At 68.4% G+C, this 15,901-nt stretch carries 12 protein-coding genes; 5 read left to right on the forward strand and 7 right to left on the reverse strand.

What is annotated here, in order from left to right; genetic code table 11:
- Window positions 1–37: 37 nt before the first annotated feature.
- Entirely contained in the window at window positions 38–850 is an 813-nt protein-coding gene (locus WNM05_RS18825) for a ChbG/HpnK family deacetylase (RefSeq protein WP_434629811.1), read from the forward strand.
- Window positions 851–854: 4 nt separating this feature from the next.
- Here WNM05_RS18825 and WNM05_RS18830 read toward each other — a convergent pair whose 3' ends face one another.
- Together WNM05_RS18830 and WNM05_RS18835 are read right to left on the reverse strand one after the other, a co-directional pair.
- A complete protein-coding gene (locus tag WNM05_RS18830; RefSeq protein ID WP_434635168.1) occupies window positions 855–1,529 on the reverse strand; it encodes a TIGR01621 family pseudouridine synthase in 675 nt (224 codons plus the stop codon).
- 50 nt (window positions 1,530–1,579) lie between these two features.
- On the reverse strand, window positions 1,580–2,059 hold the full coding sequence (locus WNM05_RS18835; protein ID WP_434635169.1) for an acyl-CoA thioesterase: 480 nt from the start codon (window positions 2,057–2,059) through the stop codon (window positions 1,580–1,582).
- A 97-nt stretch (window positions 2,060–2,156) separates the two neighbouring features.
- On the opposite strand from WNM05_RS18835, the gene WNM05_RS18840 reads away from it, so the two are divergent.
- On the forward strand, window positions 2,157–2,882 hold the full coding sequence (locus WNM05_RS18840) for a putative metalloprotease CJM1_0395 family protein (protein WP_434629813.1): 726 nt from the start codon (window positions 2,157–2,159) through the stop codon (window positions 2,880–2,882).
- Between the two features lie 93 nt (window positions 2,883–2,975).
- Here WNM05_RS18840 and WNM05_RS18845 read toward each other — a convergent pair whose 3' ends face one another.
- Window positions 2,976–5,309, reverse strand: coding sequence for a heavy metal translocating P-type ATPase (locus WNM05_RS18845; RefSeq protein WP_434629816.1), 2,334 nt, complete (start codon window positions 5,307–5,309; stop codon window positions 2,976–2,978).
- An 81-nt stretch (window positions 5,310–5,390) separates the two neighbouring features.
- Between WNM05_RS18845 and WNM05_RS18850 the strand changes: the two genes are divergently transcribed.
- Window positions 5,391–5,897 (forward strand): Cd(II)/Pb(II)-responsive transcriptional regulator, encoded by a 507-nt coding sequence (locus WNM05_RS18850; protein ID WP_434629818.1) that lies wholly within the window; start codon window positions 5,391–5,393, stop codon window positions 5,895–5,897.
- A gap of 73 nt (window positions 5,898–5,970) precedes the next feature.
- Here the strand turns inward: WNM05_RS18850 and WNM05_RS18855 are convergent, their stop codons facing one another.
- Both WNM05_RS18855 and WNM05_RS18860 read right to left on the reverse strand, forming a co-directional pair.
- A complete protein-coding gene (locus WNM05_RS18855) occupies window positions 5,971–6,654 on the reverse strand; it encodes an LrgB family protein (RefSeq protein WP_434629821.1) in 684 nt (227 codons plus the stop codon).
- On the reverse strand, window positions 6,644–7,084 hold the full coding sequence (locus WNM05_RS18860) for a CidA/LrgA family protein (RefSeq protein WP_434629824.1): 441 nt from the start codon (window positions 7,082–7,084) through the stop codon (window positions 6,644–6,646). Before WNM05_RS18860 ends, WNM05_RS18855 begins: the two co-directional genes overlap by 11 nt.
- A gap of 103 nt (window positions 7,085–7,187) precedes the next feature.
- On the opposite strand from WNM05_RS18860, the gene WNM05_RS18865 reads away from it, so the two are divergent.
- Window positions 7,188–8,078 carry a LysR family transcriptional regulator gene (locus WNM05_RS18865; protein ID WP_434629827.1) on the forward strand — a complete coding sequence of 297 codons (891 nt, stop codon included), beginning with the start codon at window positions 7,188–7,190 and terminating at the stop codon, window positions 8,076–8,078.
- 43 nt (window positions 8,079–8,121) lie between these two features.
- Here WNM05_RS18865 and rlmB read toward each other — a convergent pair whose 3' ends face one another.
- Complete coding sequence (gene rlmB / locus WNM05_RS18870) at window positions 8,122–8,868, reverse strand: 23S rRNA (guanosine(2251)-2'-O)-methyltransferase RlmB (protein ID WP_434629829.1); 747 nt, start codon at window positions 8,866–8,868, stop codon at window positions 8,122–8,124.
- Window positions 8,869–8,953: 85 nt separating this feature from the next.
- On the reverse strand, window positions 8,954–12,190 hold the full coding sequence (locus WNM05_RS18875; protein ID WP_434629832.1) for a sensor domain-containing protein: 3,237 nt from the start codon (window positions 12,188–12,190) through the stop codon (window positions 8,954–8,956).
- 284 nt (window positions 12,191–12,474) lie between these two features.
- Here WNM05_RS18875 and mfd point away from each other — a divergent pair, with 284 nt between their 5' ends.
- The gene (gene mfd, locus WNM05_RS18880; protein ID WP_434629835.1) at window positions 12,475–15,867 is read left to right on the forward strand and encodes a transcription-repair coupling factor; all 3,393 of its coding nucleotides are present in this window, start codon (window positions 12,475–12,477) and stop codon (window positions 15,865–15,867) included.
- Window positions 15,868–15,901: the final 34 nt, after the last annotated feature.

A 15,901-nucleotide genomic window follows, 5' to 3' on the forward strand; every position in this document is an offset into this window, starting at 1 on the left:
CGCTAAACTTTTGCCTCAGGCCGTAGTCATACCGTCCATGACAAAACGATTGACACTCTGCGCCGACGACTTCGCCCAGTCCGGCAGCATCAGCGCCGGCATCCTGCAATTGATCGACGCCGGCCGCCTGTCCGCCACCAGCGTGCTCAGCCAGTCCCCGCTCTGGCCGGAGCTGGCTGGCGAGATTGAGGCGCGGGCCGATCGCGTCGATGTCGGCCTGCATTTCAATCTGACCCACGCCTTCGGCGCGCCGGCCAAGCCGCTGTCGCACTGGCTGATGAAGAGCCAGCTGCGCCAGCTGTCGCAGGCGGCGCTGCGCGACGAGGCGCTGTCGCAGATAGACCGCTTCGCCGAACACTTCGGCCGCTTGCCGGACTTCGTCGACGGCCACCAGCATGTGCACGCGCTGCCGGTGATACGCGAAGCGCTGTTCGACGCGATCCAACGCCGCTGGCAGCAGAATCCGCTGCCCTACCTGCGTTCGCCGGACAGGCTGGGCCATCCCGGCGACAACCGGCTCAAATCGCTGGTGCTGCGCAGCGTCTGCATCAATTTCGGCGAGCAGGCGCATGAGCGCGGCTTCGCCACCACGCCGTGGTTCGGCGGCATGTACTCGCTGACGCCGCAGGCCGACTTCGCCGGCCTGATGCAGGCCTGGCTGGCCCGCTGTCCGGACCGGGCGCTGATCATGTGCCACCCCGGCCTGCCGGCAAGCGACGCCGACGACCCCATCGCCGCCTGCCGCGGCCGCGAGTTCGACTACCTGGCCGGCGACGCCTTCGCCGAACTGTGCCGCCGCCACCAGATCGCCATCGCCCGCTTCCCGGTCGAATCCGCCGTCGCCGCGTAAACGCTCAGGCGTCCGGCCACGGCTGCGCCCACGGCTCGGCCAGTTCGGCCAGCCTGGCCCGGCACGGCTCCGCCGCGAACCATTCGCCGGCGGACGGCGGACGGACGAAGACGAAACGCTCGCCGTCCAGTTCGAAACGCAAGGCGTAGGCGTGCAGATAGCCGCGGTCGGCCGCACTGCCGCCGTACAGCGCGTCGCCCAGTATCGGCGCGCCCTGCGACTTCATCGCCACTCGCAGCTGGTGGGTCTTGCCGGTGCGCGGCCGCAGCAGGAACAACCGGATTCCCGGCTGCAACGAATAGCTGAAGAACTGCGTGACGGCCGGATTGTCCCGGCCCGCCGTCAGGCGCCAGGCGCCGCCCCTGCCCTTTTCCATGTCGCCGGCGACGCGGCCCTGCTTTTTCAGCGGCTTGCGGTCCGATAGCGCCAGATAGTATTTTTCGACCTCGCGCGCCGCCAGCGCGTCGCCGAACCGCCGCGCCGCCTCGGCCGAGCGCGCCACCAGGATCAGGCCGGACGTGATGCGGTCCAGCCTGTGCACCGGCCACAGCGCCTCGTCGCCGAGGCCGGCGCGCAGCGCGTCCATCAGGCCCGGCTCCTCGCCTTCGCGATGGAAGCCGACGCCGGGATGCTTGTCGACCAGGTAGAAACGGGGATCGCGGTGGACCAGCGTGTACATCGATCCCGACGGGGGAAAGGACGCCGCCGCGCCGGGGCCTGCCTCCGGCCTCACCGACCGGCGTCCTTGCGCTGCTGCAGCTCGATGCGCAGCTGCTTGCGGATCTCGGCGGCGCGGAAACGCTGGCGCTGCTCCTCGGTTTCCAGCACCAGCGTCGGCACCGCCACCGGCTTGCCGTCCTGGTAGGCCACCATCGTGAAATAGCAGCTGTTGGTGTGCCGCTGGCTGCGCTGCTGGACGTTTTCGGCCACCACCTTGATGCCGACCTCCATCGAGGTGCGGCCGACGTGGTTGACGCTGGCCAGGAAGGTCACCAGCTCGCCGACGTGTATCGGCTGCTTGAACAGCACCTGGTCCACCGACAGCGTCACCACGTAACAGCCGGCGTAGCGGCTGGCGCAGGCGTAGGCCACCTGGTCCAGCAACTTCAGCAACACGCCGCCATGGACGTTGCCGGAGAAATTGGCCATGTCCGGCGTCATCAGCACCGACATCACCAGCTCTCTTTGCCCCTGGGCCTCTTCGCTCATCGTCTGCTCCTGCAATATGTATAAGCGGACATTCTGCCACGGCCATTGGAATAGCGGGCAGGCGCTTCTATACTGGATGGACAGAGGAACGCGTTCCATGTCCATTTCCAGTGTAGCCGGCGGCTATTCCAGCTACGGATTCAGCATGCATGGCGCCAATTGCCAGTGTCCCGCCTGCCAAGCCTTGCGCTCGCAGGCCGCCGCCGTTTCTTCCGCCGGCCCGGCCTCTTCCGCCCAGACCGGCAACGCGCCCGCGCCCGCCTCGGCCGGTGACAAGACCGGCAACGACGCCTCCGGCCAGAACGGCTCAGGCAATGCGCAAACCCCATCACAGACCCAAGCGCAGACCAATGCCGCCGCGCCGAAGGCGCCGGACGGCAAGCCGCTGAACGACGCGCAGCAAAAGGAAGTGGAGGAGCTGAAGTCGCGCGACACCGACGTGCGCCGCCACGAGGCCGCCCACCAGGCCGCCGGCGGCACGCTGGCCGGCGCGGCCAGCTTCACCTACCAGCAGGGGCCGGACGGCAAGCAGTACGCGATAGGCGGCGAGGTGCCGATCCGGCTGAGCCAGGGCAACACGCCGCAGGAAACGATACAGAACGCCCAGACGGTGCGCGCCGCCGCGCTGGCGCCGTCCGATCCGTCCGGCCAGGACCGTGCGGTGGCGGCCGAGGCCTCGCAGATGGAGCAGCAGGCGCGGTCGCAGCTGCTGCAGCAGCAAAGCGGCAATCGAAACCTCAGCCCGCTGCAGAAGATGCAGCAGGCCTCCGCCCCGGCCGGCAGCCAGCCAAGCAAGGGCGGCAATATCGATACCTACGCCTAGGCGCAATCCAGCAGACCGATTACAAAGCGAAAGGCGTAGGCCTGGATCCCCCCAAGACCTACGCCCGATGCCGATCCAAGGCTTGGCCAGGCGTTAAATCCGCCGCGCCAGTCTCAGGCCGTTGGCGATGACGATCAGGCTGGTGCCGACGTCGGCGAACACCGCCATCCACAGGCTGGCCACGCCGGCCAGCGCCAGGCCGAAAAACACCAGCTTGATGCCGAGCGCGACGGCGATATTGAACTTCAGCACCCGCGCGCTGCGCCGGGCGTGCGCGATCAGGTCGGCCAGCCGCGACAGCCTGTCGTCCATCAGCACGACGCCGGCGGTCTCCAGCGCGCTGTCGGAACCGGCCGCGCCCATCGCGATGCCCAGATCGGCCCGGGCCAGCGCCGGCGCGTCGTTGACGCCGTCGCCGACCATCGCCACCTTGCCGTCCCCCTGCAGCTCCTCGATGAAGCGCAGCTTGTCCTGCGGCAGCAGGCCGCCGTGGGCGGCGGAAACGCCGGTCAGGCTCGCCACCGCGCGCACCGTCTGCGGGCTGTCGCCGCTGAGCATCACCGAGCGCACGCCGAGACGGTTCAACCTGACGATGGTCCCGGCCGCTTCCGGCCGCACCTGGTCGGCCACCGCCAGCACGCCCAGCGCCCGCTCGCCGTCCAGCAGGATAAGCGCCCCCTCGCCGGCGACGTCCAGCGCTTGCAGCGTCTGTTCCAGCTGCGGCGACAGCGCGCCCTGTTCCTCCGCCAGGCGGCGGCTGCCCAGTTGCAGCGCACGCCCGTCTACGCGGCCGCCGACGCCGCGGCCGATCAGCTCGCCGACCTGCGCGGCCGACGGCGCCGCCACCTTGCGGCGCGCCGCCTCGTCCAGCACCGCCCGCGCCAGCGGGTGGGTGGAATGGGCGTCCAGCGCCGCCGCCCGGGCCAGCACCGCGTCCTCGCCGCCGCCGTCCAGCGCGATCACGCGGGTGACGCGCGGCTCGCCGCGGGTCAGCGTGCCGGTCTTGTCGAAACAGACGGTGTCGATGCGGGCCGCCATCTCCAGCGGCGCGCCGCCCTTGACCAGCAGGCCATGGCGCGCGGCCGAGGCCAGCGCGCTGACCACGGTCACCGGCGTCGCGATCACCAGCGCGCACGGGCAGGCGATCACCAGCATCACCAGCGCGCTGTAGACGGCCTGATGCCAGGGCATCAGGCCCAGCAGTGGCGCGGCCGCGGCGAAGACCAGCGCCAGCGCCAGCACCACCGGGGTGTAGACCGCGGCGAAGCGGTCGATGAAACGCTGCGTCGGCGCCTTCGACGCCTGGGCGTCGCGGACGGTGGCGATGATGCGCGCCAGCACCGAGCCGGACGCCGGCGCCGTCGTTTCGATCACGATCACGCCGCTGCCGTTGATGCTGCCGGCGAACACCGCGTCCCGCGGTCCCTTGTCCACCGGCAGGCTCTCGCCGGTGATGCTGGCCTCGTTGAAGCTGCTGTGGCCGTCCACGATGCCGCCGTCCAGCGGCACGCGCTCGCCGGGACGCACCCGCACCCGGCTGCCGACCGCGACGTCGGCGGCCTGTGTCTCGCGCCAGCCGGCGCCGTCGGCCACCCAGGCCGTTTCCGGCGCCAGCGCCATCAGCGCGCGCACCGCCTCGCCGGCCTTGGCCAGCGACATCGCCTCCAGCCGCTCGGCGATGGCGAACAGGAACAAGACCATCGCCGCCTCCGGCCACTGGCCGATCAACATCGCGCCGATGACCGCCACAGACATCAGGAAATGGATGTTCAAGGTACGGCTGGACAGCGCGATCCAGCCCTTCTTCAACGTCGGGATGCCGGCCAGCAGAATCGAGCCCAGAGCCAGCGCCGCCACCGCGGGCTTGCCGTCGCCGAGGCTCCAGGCGGCCGCCTCGGCCGCCGCCGCCGTCAGGCCGGACGCGGCCAGCAGCAGATTGGCGCGGCGGCTCGCCGCCTGCGGCGCGGCCGCTTCGGCGCCGTCGTCCAGTTCCACCGCCTGCATGCCCACCTTGGCGATGGCATTCTTGACGCCGTCCAGCTGCGGCAGGTCGTGGCGCAGCAGCAGCACGCGCTCGATGAAGTTGAACTCCAGCGCCACGACGCCGGCCATGCCGGCCAGCGCCTTCTCTATCAGCCTGGCCTCGGTCGGACAGTCCATCGCCTGGATCTGCAGCCGCGATCGCTTGGCGCCCTTGCCCTCTCCCAGTTGCACGGCGGTCGGCGCGGCATGCTCGTGATCATGCGCATGGCCGCAGGCTGCGCCATGCCGGTGGTCGTGGCCGTCGGCATGCCGGTGCATCCGCGGCTCCTTGCCGTCCAGGGCCAACGCCGCCTCGGCCCTGGCCGGGCAGCAATCGCCGCCATGGGCATGTTGCGGGCTCTGCTGCGGCAGTGCAGCCTTGCGATAACGCGTCGCGCTTGACATATGCGCCTCCATTGCTAATCTGGGCACATTAGAAACCCTGTAGTCACTACAGGGTCAAGCGATATCGATCGGAGGTATGGCATGTTGATCGGAGAGTTGGCGCGGCAGACCGGCTGCGACGTCGAAACCATACGCTATTACGAGCGCGAGGGCCTGCTGTCGGCGCCGCAGCGCTCGGCTTCCGGCTATCGCCGCTACACCGCCGAACAGCTGGGCGAACTGAACTTCGTCCTGCATTGCCGCTCGCTGGGCATGTCGCTGGCCGACATCCGCAACCTGGCGGCATTCAAGGCCGACCACGAGCACGACTGCGAGGACATCAATCTGCTGATAGACCAGCAGATCGCCAAGGTGCACCAGCAGGTGGAGGCCTTGCGGCTGCTGGAACGGCAGTTGCTGGCGCTGCGCGACAAATGCCACGAACACCACGCCGCGGCCGACTGCGGCATCCTGCAGACGCTGGTCGAAGCGGCCGAGGGCGCGCCCTGCGTCTGCCACACGCCTTTCGGCCAGGACAACCACGGCCACAGCCAGGATTACGACCACGCGGCCAAAAAAAATGGCCGATCCAACAAGGATCGGCCTTAAATCAACGCTCGTTTGGGAAGAGGAGAAACCCTCTGACCACCATCCCACCGGTGATCAGGTCACAACAAAATCTTCAGATCCAGCCGCTGATCAGCGGCGCGGCGAATACCGTCGCCACGCCGGCCAGCATCATCGTCAAACTGGCCACCACGCCTTCCTCGGCGCCGATTTCGGCCGCCTTGGCCGTACCCGCCGCGTGGGCGGCGGCGCCGAACAGCGCCCCCCTGGCCAGCGCAGAGCGTATCGGCAGCAGCGCCAGCATCAGCTGGCCCAGCATCATGCCGCACACGCCGGTCACGACGACGAAGAGCGCGGTCAGGTCGGCCGAGCCGCCCAGCGTGTGGGAGGCCGCCAGCGCGAACGGCGTGCTGATCGATCTCGGCGCCAGGCTCTTCTGCATCAGTTCCGGCAGGTCCAGCCAGCGCGCCAGCGCCACCGTGCTGAGCACGGCCGCCGGGATCGCCGCCAGCACGCCGCAGCCCAGGGCCAGCCAGTGCTTGCGTATCAGCGCGCGCTGCTCGTAGATCGGCACCGCGAACGCCACCGTCGCCGGACCCAGCAGCCAGGTCAGCCAACGCGTATCGGCGAAGTAGGTCTGGTACGGCACCCGCGCCAGCACCACCAGGCCGATGATCAGCAGCGGCACCGCCAGTATCGGCGTGCTCCACCAGCTGCGCGTCTTCAGGTAATACTTCTTGACCACCCAGTACAACACCACGGTGAGTACGAAGGAGATCAAGGCGATTTCATGCTCCATGGACTTCCGCTCCCATTCCGGCCTTGCGCTTGCCGCCGCGGCGACGCATCCTGATTTCCAGGCGGTAGCACGCATCGACGACCAGCGCGGTCACCGCCATCACCAGCGCGGTGGAGGCGACGATCACCAGCAGCAGCTTGGCGCCGGCGGAGGCGATCACCTGCGGATACTGCACCACCGCCACCACGGCCGGGATGAAGAACAACAGCATCTCGGCCAGCAGCCAACGCGCGCCGTGACGGAACCAGGCCACCGGCAGCAGGCCCGACCACAGGCCGGCCAGCACCAGCAACATGCCCAGCACGCCGGCCGGCAGAGCAGGCAGGAAGCGCTGGCTCAGCTGGCTGGCCGCCAGCCACACCAGGCTCAGCAGCACAACCTGTGAGACGGTTTGCAGCGGCTGCGACAGGCGGCGAAACAGGCGGGCCATGATCGGCTTCCATCAACTTAAGGAGTGGAACCGAGTATAGCCAGCCGGCATTCATTCTAAAAATGAATTAAAATTATCAATACGATTCCAATCAGGAATGCATATGGACATACGCGCGCTGCGCTACTTCGTCGAACTGGTCAAATGCCAGAGCTTCACCCGCGCCGCCGACGCGCTGTTCGTCACCCAGCCGACGATCAGCAAGATGGTGAAACAGCTGGAGGAAGAACTGGCCATGCCGCTGATTCTGCGCGAGGGCCGCAGCTTCCGGCTGACCGACGCCGGCCGCGTCACCTACGAACGCGGCCTGGACGTGCTGTCGGCGATGAACCAGTTGAAGCACGAGCTGGCCGACCTCGCCTCGCTGAGCCGCGGCGAGCTGGTGGTCGGCCTGCCGCCTATGGTCGGCGTCGCCTTCTTCGCGCCGGTGGTCAGCCATTACCGCCGCCGCTATCCGCAGATAGAGCTGAAGATGGTGGAGGACGGCGCGCTGGGCATAGAGAGCCGCATCCGCGGCGGCGAACTGGAGATAGGCGTGGCGGTGCTGCCGGTGGACGGCCAGGAATTCGACCACTATTCGGTGGTGCGCGATCCGCTGTGCCTGGTGGCGCCGGCCGGCTCGCGCTGGCACGGCAAGTCGCTGGTGCAGCTGGCCGACATCGCCGACCAGCCGCTGGTGCTGTATCCGGACGACTTCACGCTGAGCCGCCGCATCGGCGACGCCTTCCGCGAGCTGGGCAAGACGCCGAACATCGTCGGCCGCAGCGCGCACTGGGACTTCATCGTCGAGCTGGTCGCCGCCAATCTGGGCATCACGATGCTGCCGCGCTGCATCGTCGCCCGGCTGAGCCCGGAGCAGTACGATGTGATTCCGCTATACGACAACAAGCTGTACTGGCACCTGGCGCTGATCTGGCAGCGCGGCGCCTATCTGTCGCACGCGGCGCGCGCCTGGCTGGCGCTGACGCGGGAAACGCTGGGCGGGCAGGATTGAAAAAGGCCGCTGACGCGGCCTTTTCTCGCGGCGGACGATACGCTCAGCCTGCCTTCAGCACCCGCTGGCGGCGGCTTTCCGACAGCACCATGCCGGACGACACAGACACGTTCAGGCTTTCCACCGTGCCGAACATCGGTATCGACACCAGCACGTCGCAATGCTCGCGCGTCAGCCGTCGCATGCCCTCACCCTCGGCGCCCATCACCCAGGCCAGCGGACCGGAGGCCTCGAAGTGGTAGAGGTCGGTGTCGGCCTCCATCGTCGTGCCGGCGATCCACACGCCGGCGTCCTTCAGGTCGCGCAACGTGCGCGCCAGATTGGTGACGGTGATGTAGGGCACCACCTCGGCGGCGCCGCAGGCCACCTTGGACACCGTCGCGTTCAGCGTGGCCGAGCGGTCCTTAGGCGCGATCACCGCGTGCGCGCCCATCGCGTCGGCGACGCGCAGGCAGGCGCCCAGATTGTGCGGGTCGGTGACGCCGTCCAGGATCAGCAGCAGCGGCGGCTCGGACAGGTTTTCCAGCACGTCGTCGAGGTCCACGTAGTTCATGCTGGCGTCTATCATCGCCACCACGCCCTGGTGGCGCGCGTTGCCGCTCATGCTGTCCAGCCGCTCCTTGTCGACGATGTGCAGCTTGACCTTTTCCTCGCCGGCCTTGTCCAGCACCGCCTTGGCGCGGGCGTCGTGGCGGCCGCCGGCCAGCCAGATCTCCAGCAGGCTCTTCGGGTTCTGCCACAGGCGGGCGTTGATGGCGTGGAAGCCGTGTATCAGGCGTTTGTTGCTCATGGCGGGGATGTCTCGAATGCTCAATTCCCGCCATTGTAGCCGCAAGCCGCCCGCCGGCCCAGCGCGGCGCCCGCCCGGAGCCTGTTCAGACCGGCAGGGCCGCGCGCCGCCAGTCCTCGGCCAGCGCGAAGAAGGCCGCCGCCGGCAGCGGCCGGCTGAAGTGGTAGCCCTGCAGCGTGTGGCAGCCCTTGCTCTGCAGGAAGGCCGCCTGCTCCTCGTTCTCCACCCCCTCGGCCACCACGTGGAACTTCAGCTTCCTGGCCATCGCCAGGATGGCCTCGGCGATCGCCGCGTTGTCCTCGTCGTCCGGCAGACCGTCGACGAAGGACTGGTCTATCTTCAGCGTGTCCAGCGGGAAGCGCTTCAGGTGGGACAGCGACGAATAGCCGGTGCCAAAGTCGTCTATCGACAGCCACACGCCCAGCGCCTTCAACTCCGACAACAGGCTGACCGCCTCGGTCGGACTCTGCATGATCATGCTCTCGGTGATCTCCAGTTCCAGCCGCTCGGCGGCGAGACCGGCCGCCTGCAAGGCGCCGGCCACCTTGGCCGGCAGCGACGGCTGGCCGAACTGGCGCGGCGACAGATTGACGGCCAGCCTCGGCACCGCCAGCCCGGCGGCGTCCCAGGCCGCCAGCTGGCGGCAGGCTTCGCGCAGCACCCAGTCGCCTATCGGCTTGATCAGTCCGGTCTCCTCGGCCAGCGAGATGAAACGCACCGGCGGCACCAGACCCAGTTGCGGATGGCGCCAGCGCAACAGCGCCTCGGCCCCCTCCAGCGCCCGCGTCTCCGCGTTCAGCTGCGGCTGGTAGTGCAGCTCGAACTCGCCGCGCTCCAAGGCCTGGCGCAAGCCGTTCTCCAGCAGCAGCCGTTCGAAGGTCTGGGTGTTCATGCCGACGTCGAAGAACTGGTAGGTGTTCTTGCCGGCGTCCTTGGCGCGGTACATCGCCACGTCGGCGTTCTTCAGCAGCGTGCGCGCGTCGCGGCCGTCGTGCGGAAACACGCTGATGCCTATGCTGCCGGTGATGAAGACCTCGTGCGCCTCCAGCGTCAGCGGCCGGCCCAGCTCGGCCAGGATGTCTGACGCCATGCCGGCCAGTTGCGGGTGGCCGTCGAAACCGCTCATCAGCAGCGTGAATTCGTCGCCGCCGAGCCGCGCCAGCATGCCGCGCTCGCCGACCACCCTGTCCAGCCGGCGCGCGATCTCGCACAAGAGCTGATCGCCGGCCTGATGGCCGAAGGAGTCGTTGATCAGCTTGAAGCGGTCCAGGTCGATGAACATCACCGCCAGCCGGCCGCCCCCGCCGGCCATCCGTCCCAGCGCCTCGTCCAGCTGCGCGGTCAGGCTGCTGCGGTTGGGCAGGCCGGTCAGCGGGTCGTGGTTGGCCAGGAACTGCAGCCGCGCCTCGGCCTCCTTGCGCTGGGTGATGTCGGAGAACACCGCCACATAGTTGCAGATCTGCTCGTCCTCGTCGCGCAGCGCCGAGATGGCCAGCTCGGCCGGATACCACTCGCCGTTCTTGCGCCGGTCCCGCATCTCGCCGTGCCAGTGCCCGCTGCCGGCCAGCGCCTGCTGCATCGCCTGCCGCTCGCTCTGATCCGGGCTGAATATCCGCGACAGCTTGCCCAGCGTCTCCTCCTCGCCATAGCCGGTGATGCGGGAGAACGCGTCGTTGACGGCGATGATGCGGGCGCCGGCGTCCAGGATCAGGATGCCCTCGGCCGAATTCTCGAACACCTTGGCGGCCAGCCTCAGATTGGTGTCGGCCAGCAGCCGCTCGGAGATGTCCATCACGACGCCTATCACCGCCTTGCGCCCCTCCAACTCGAACAGCCTGCTGTGCACCTCCATGTCCACCACCACGCCGTCCTTGCGCAGACCGCGGGTGGAGTAGTGCATCACCGCGATATTGTCGCGGAAGCGCCGCAGCAACTGCTGGCGCAGCCGGTTGGCCTCGCCCGGCACCAGCACCTGGCCCATCGTCATGCCGGTCATCTCCTCCGGCGGATAGCCCATGATGTCGGCCAGCTTGGGATTGACGTAGACCAGCCGTTCATCCTGCAGGATGTAGATGCCGACCAGAGACTGCTCGACCAGCGCCAGATAGCGCTCCTCGGCCTCGCGCTTGGCCTTCTGCTCGCGCCGGCTGGCGGTGATGTCGGTGTCGACGCTGCCGACGCCGGCCGGCCTGCCCTCTGCGTCGAACAAGGGGAACTTGGACGCCAGCAGATAGGTTTCGACGCCGTTGAGGCTGAAATGCTCGTCGAACTGGCGCGGCGCCAGCAGATTCAGCACCTGCTGGTCCTGCTGGCGGATCTGCTCGGCGTCGGCGGCGTCGAACACGTCCTCCGGCCTCTGCCCCGACAGCGCGTGGACCGGCACGCCGACCCGGCGCGCGTAGGCGGCGTTGACCAGCAGGTAGCGGCCGTCCATGTCCTTCAGCGACATCATCGTCGGACTGTTGTTGACCAGCGACTCGATGCGCGCCTGGAAGGTGCGCAGCGCCGCCTCGTCGGCGCGGTGGCCGTCCATCAGTATCGCCACCAGCAGGCCGGACACGTTCAGCGCCAGCGCCAGCAGCAGATCGGTGGACGCGTTGCCTACGCCGGCATGCGGCGGCGCGGCCAGCGACAGCGCCAGCGACACCATGCCGGCCGTCAGCGCGGCGCCTTCGAGGCCGGTGCGGCAGGCCGCCCACAGGATGAACGGGAACAGCAGGAGCTGGCTGGGAATGTTCAGCGGCGTGTCGCCGGACAGCAGCAGGGCCGCCGCGCCGGCCACCAGCGCCAGGATCAGCCCCAGCTCCAACCGCGTCGCCAGCGCCGGCTTCTGCGGCCAGGCCAGAGGCGCGCACAGGAAGAGCGCGGAGCTGACCGCCGCCCAGCACTGCCAGGCCCACGACCACGGCGTGATCGCATGATAGCCGGCCAGCCAGGCGTAAACGCCGAGCAAGGCGCCGGCCGGCAACGCCGGATAGGCGATCAAGGCCAGCAGCAGGCGGCGCAGCTCGCCCGGCGTGGCCGGGCGCAGCCGGGCGCCCAGCAGGCCGCTCAAATGCAGACCGGGCAGCAGCAGATACAACGATGCCCCCAGCAATAATGCCCACAGCGGCGGCGCGACGGCGGCGGCCGCAGCCGCGGCCGCCAGCGGCCACCACCAGCCGCGCCGCGCGCCGTGCGCCAGCCATTGCCGGCACAACAGGCCGTGCGGCGCGAAACTGGCCAGCGACAATGCCGCCTGCGGCTGGCGCGGCCACAAGGCCACACCGGCGATAAACGCCAGGAAACCCAGCCACTCCTCCACCCTAGGTGTGGTTCTCACGCTCCATTCCTCTTGCTTCGTCCGGTGGTCCGGATCTTGGTCAAGCGGCTCGACCGTATGCCATGGGAAACACAAAAAGCATCAATCGAGCGGTTTCACATTATTTTTTCTGATACCTTCATGGCATCAAACGGCTTTTTACTTCATGCTGAAATAAGCCTGGCTTGAGCCAAGCGCATACGATAGCCGGGAATCCGCCCGGCGGCTAGAGCCGTCAGCCGGCACATCGCCGGCGCGCTGTTATAATCGCGGCAAGCACAACTCCGCACAGAAGCCCGATCAAGTTGGATACGCTCCCGCCCCTGCCGCCCGCCGGCCAGAAAATCCGCCGCGACCGCCTGCCCGATGGTCTGGACAGCCACGCCATCGCCGCGCTGGCGAAGCAGCGCCGCCCGCTGCTCATCCTCACCGCCGACGCCCAGGCCGCGCAGCGGCTGAAGGCCGAATTGCCGTTCTTCGCGCCCGAACTGTCTATCGCGCTGTTTCCCGACTGGGAAACGCTGCCGTACGACCACTTCTCGCCGCACGGCGACCTGGTCAGCGAACGGCTGGCCACACTATGGCAGATACGCCAGCGCGAATGCCAGGTGGTGATCGCGCCGGTCGCCACCGCGCTGGGCAGGCTGGCGCCGGTCGGCTATCTGTTGGGCCGCACCTTCTTCCTCAAGGCCGGCCAGCAGCTGGACGTCGAGAAGCTGCGCGGCGACATGATCACCGCCGGCTATCAGCACGTCACCCAGGTGATGGCGCCGGGCGAGTTCTCGGTGCGCGGCAGCCTGATCGACCTCTATCCGATGGGTTCGCCGCTGCCGTACCGGATCGACCTGTTCGACGCCGAGATCGACAGCCTGAAGACCTTCGACCCCGACACCCAGCGCACGCTGTATCCGGTGCCGGAAGTGCGGCTGCTGCCGGCGCGCGAGTATCCGGCCGACGAGGGCGGCGTCACCGCCTTCCGCCAGCATTACCGCGAAAAGATGGAAGGCGACCCGAGCAGGAGCCGCGTCTACAAGGACGTGTCGCAGGGCCTGTGGCCGGCCGGCATCGAGTACTACCTGCCGCTGTTCTTCGATGAAACCGCGACGCTGTTCGACTATGTCGGCGACGACGCGCTGCTGGTGCAGCACCATGACGTGCAGGCGGCGGCGGAAACCTTCTGGCGCGACGCGCAAAGCCGCTACGACATGGCCCGCGGCGATACCGAGCGTCCGGTGCTGGCGCCGGCCGACATCTTCCTGCGTCCGGACGAGCTGATGGCCAGGCTCAAGCCCTACGCCCGCATCGAATTCTCCGGCGTCGGCGAAGCCGGCGCCGCGCTGCCGGAACTGGCGGTGGACCGCCGCGCCGACGCGCCGCTTCACAGGCTGCAGGCCTTCCTCGCCTCCGGCGGCAAGCGCGTGCTGCTGGCGGCAGAAAGCCTGGGCCGGCGCGAGACCATGCTGGCCTTCCTGGCCGAGAACGGCATCAGGCCGACGCCGGTGGACGGCTGGGCCGACTTCGCCGACGGCAAGGCGGCGCTGGCGCTGGCCGTCGCCCCGCTGTACTCCGGCTTCGCGCTGAGCGAGCCGGCCATCGCCGTCGTCACCGAGAGCGAGCTCTACCAGCACGTCGCCCGCAGCCACACCCGGCGCAAGGCCAGCCGCGCCGGCTCCGACGCGATGCTGCGCGACCTGGCCGAGGTCAAGGCCGGCGACCCGGTGGTGCACGAGGCGCACGGCATCGGCCGCTATGTCGGCCTGGTGACGATGGATCTCGGCGAGGGCGAGACCGAGCTGATGCAGCTGGAGTACGCCGACGGCGCGACGCTGTACGTGCCGGTGTCGCAGCTGCAGCTGATCTCGCGCTACGCCGGCGGCGCCACCGACAACATCCAGCTGCACAAGCTCGGCAATCCGGCCTGGGAAAAGGCCAAGAAGCGGGCCGCCGAAAAGGCGCGCGACACCGCGGCCGAACTGCTGAACCTTTACGCGCAGCGCGCGGCGCGCGAGGGCCACAGCTTTACGCTGTCCCACGCCGACTATGCCGCCTTCGCCGCCGGCTTCGGCTTCGAGGAGACGCCGGACCAGGCCACGGCCATCGAGGCGGTGATCCAGGACATGTGCTCCGGCAAGCCGATGGACAGGCTGGTCTGCGGCGACGTCGGCTTCGGCAAGACCGAGGTCGCGCTCAGGGCCGCCTTCGTCGCCGTGATGGGCGGCAAGCAGGTGGCGGTACTGGTGCCGACGACGCTCTTGGCCGAACAGCACTTCCAGAACTTCTCCGACCGCTTCGCCGACTGGCCGGTGCGCATCGCCGAGCTGTCGCGCTTCAGGAGCGGCAAGGAAACCAAGCAGGCGCTTGCCGGCCTCGCCGACGGCGGCGTCGACATCGTCATCGGCACCCACAAACTGGTGCAGCCGGACGTCGAATTCAAGAACCTCGGCCTCGTCATCATCGACGAGGAGCACCGCTTCGGCGTGCGGCAGAAAGAGCAGCTGAAACGGCTGCGCGCCAATGTCGACGTGCTGACGCTGACCGCGACGCCTATCCCGCGCACGCTGTCGATGGCGCTGGAGGGCCTACGCGACTTCTCCGCCATCGCCACCGCGCCCAGCCGCCGGCTGGCGGTCAAGACCTTCGTCAGTCCCCTCTCCAACGGCGTGATCCGCGAGGCGGTGCTGCGCGAGCTGAAGCGCGGCGGCCAGGTGTTCTTCCTGCACAACGAGGTCGACACGATAGAGAACATGCGGGAGAAGCTGACCGAGCTGATCCCGGAGGCGCGCATAGGCGTCGCCCACGGCCAGCTGCGCGAACGCGAGCTGGAACAGGTGATGCGTGACTTCCTGCAGCAGCGCTTCAATCTGCTGCTGTGCTCGACCATCATCGAAACCGGCATCGACATCCCCAACGCCAATACGATACTGATCAACCGCGCCGACAAGTTCGGCCTGGCCCAGCTGCACCAGCTGCGCGGCCGCGTCGGCCGCTCGCACCACCAGGCCTACGCCTATCTGCTGACGCCGGACGGCATGACGCGCGACGCGCAGAAGCGGCTGGAAGCGATACAGCTGTCCGGCGAGCTCGGCGCCGGCTTCTACCTGGCGATGCACGACCTGGAAATCCGCGGGGCCGGCGAAGTGCTCGGCGAAGGCCAGTCCGGCGAGATGCAGGAAGTGGGTTTCAGCCTGTTCACCGAGATGCTGAAGCAGGCGGTGCGCGACCTGAAAAAGGGCCGCGCGCCCGACCTGGACGCGCCGCTGGGCGTCACCACCGAGATCAATCTGCACAGCCCGGCGCTGCTGCCGGACGCTTACTGCCCTGACGTGCACGAGCGGCTGCTGATCTACAAGCGCCTGGCCAGCTGCGAGACCGAGGCCGAGATCGACGGCATGCACGAGGAGCTGATCGATCGCTTCGGCCTGCCGCCGCAAAGCGTGAAGACGCTGATAGAAAGCCACCGCCTGCGCCTCGTCGCGAAGGAGCTGGGCGTGCAGAAGCTGGACGCCAGCGAGGTGGCGGTGCAGATCACCTTCATCAAGAACCCGCCTATCGACCCGGTGAAGATCATCATGCTGATCCAGAGCAAGAAGCACTACCGCCTGGCCGGGCAGGACAAGCTGCGCGTCGAGCAGGCGCTGCCGGAGGTGGCGCAGCGCATCGTCAAGGTGAAGGAGGTGTTGAAGGAGTTGGGCGCCTGATCGCCGCCCGCCTTCGAGAACAGACGGCCAGGCC

Origin of the sequence: Chromobacterium sp. CV08 (assembly GCF_051129845.1) — a bacterium.
Taxonomy (GTDB): domain Bacteria; phylum Pseudomonadota; class Gammaproteobacteria; order Burkholderiales; family Chromobacteriaceae; genus Chromobacterium.

Coding starts and splice junctions, on each gene's coding strand:
- WNM05_RS18825 (WP_434629811.1), top strand. CDS start 38: ATGACAAAACGATTGACACTCTGCGCCGACGACTTCGCCCAGTCCGGC.
- WNM05_RS18830 (WP_434635168.1), bottom strand. CDS start 1,529: ATGTACACGCTGGTCCACCGCGATCCCCGTTTCTACCTGGTCGACAAG.
- WNM05_RS18835 (WP_434635169.1), bottom strand. CDS start 2,059: ATGAGCGAAGAGGCCCAGGGGCAAAGAGAGCTGGTGATGTCGGTGCTG.
- WNM05_RS18840 (WP_434629813.1), top strand. CDS start 2,157: ATGTCCATTTCCAGTGTAGCCGGCGGCTATTCCAGCTACGGATTCAGC.
- WNM05_RS18845 (WP_434629816.1), bottom strand. CDS start 5,309: ATGTCAAGCGCGACGCGTTATCGCAAGGCTGCACTGCCGCAGCAGAGC.
- WNM05_RS18850 (WP_434629818.1), top strand. CDS start 5,391: ATGTTGATCGGAGAGTTGGCGCGGCAGACCGGCTGCGACGTCGAAACC.
- WNM05_RS18855 (WP_434629821.1), bottom strand. CDS start 6,654: ATGGAGCATGAAATCGCCTTGATCTCCTTCGTACTCACCGTGGTGTTG.
- WNM05_RS18860 (WP_434629824.1), bottom strand. CDS start 7,084: ATGGCCCGCCTGTTTCGCCGCCTGTCGCAGCCGCTGCAAACCGTCTCA.
- WNM05_RS18865 (WP_434629827.1), top strand. CDS start 7,188: ATGGACATACGCGCGCTGCGCTACTTCGTCGAACTGGTCAAATGCCAG.
- rlmB (WP_434629829.1), bottom strand. CDS start 8,868: ATGAGCAACAAACGCCTGATACACGGCTTCCACGCCATCAACGCCCGC.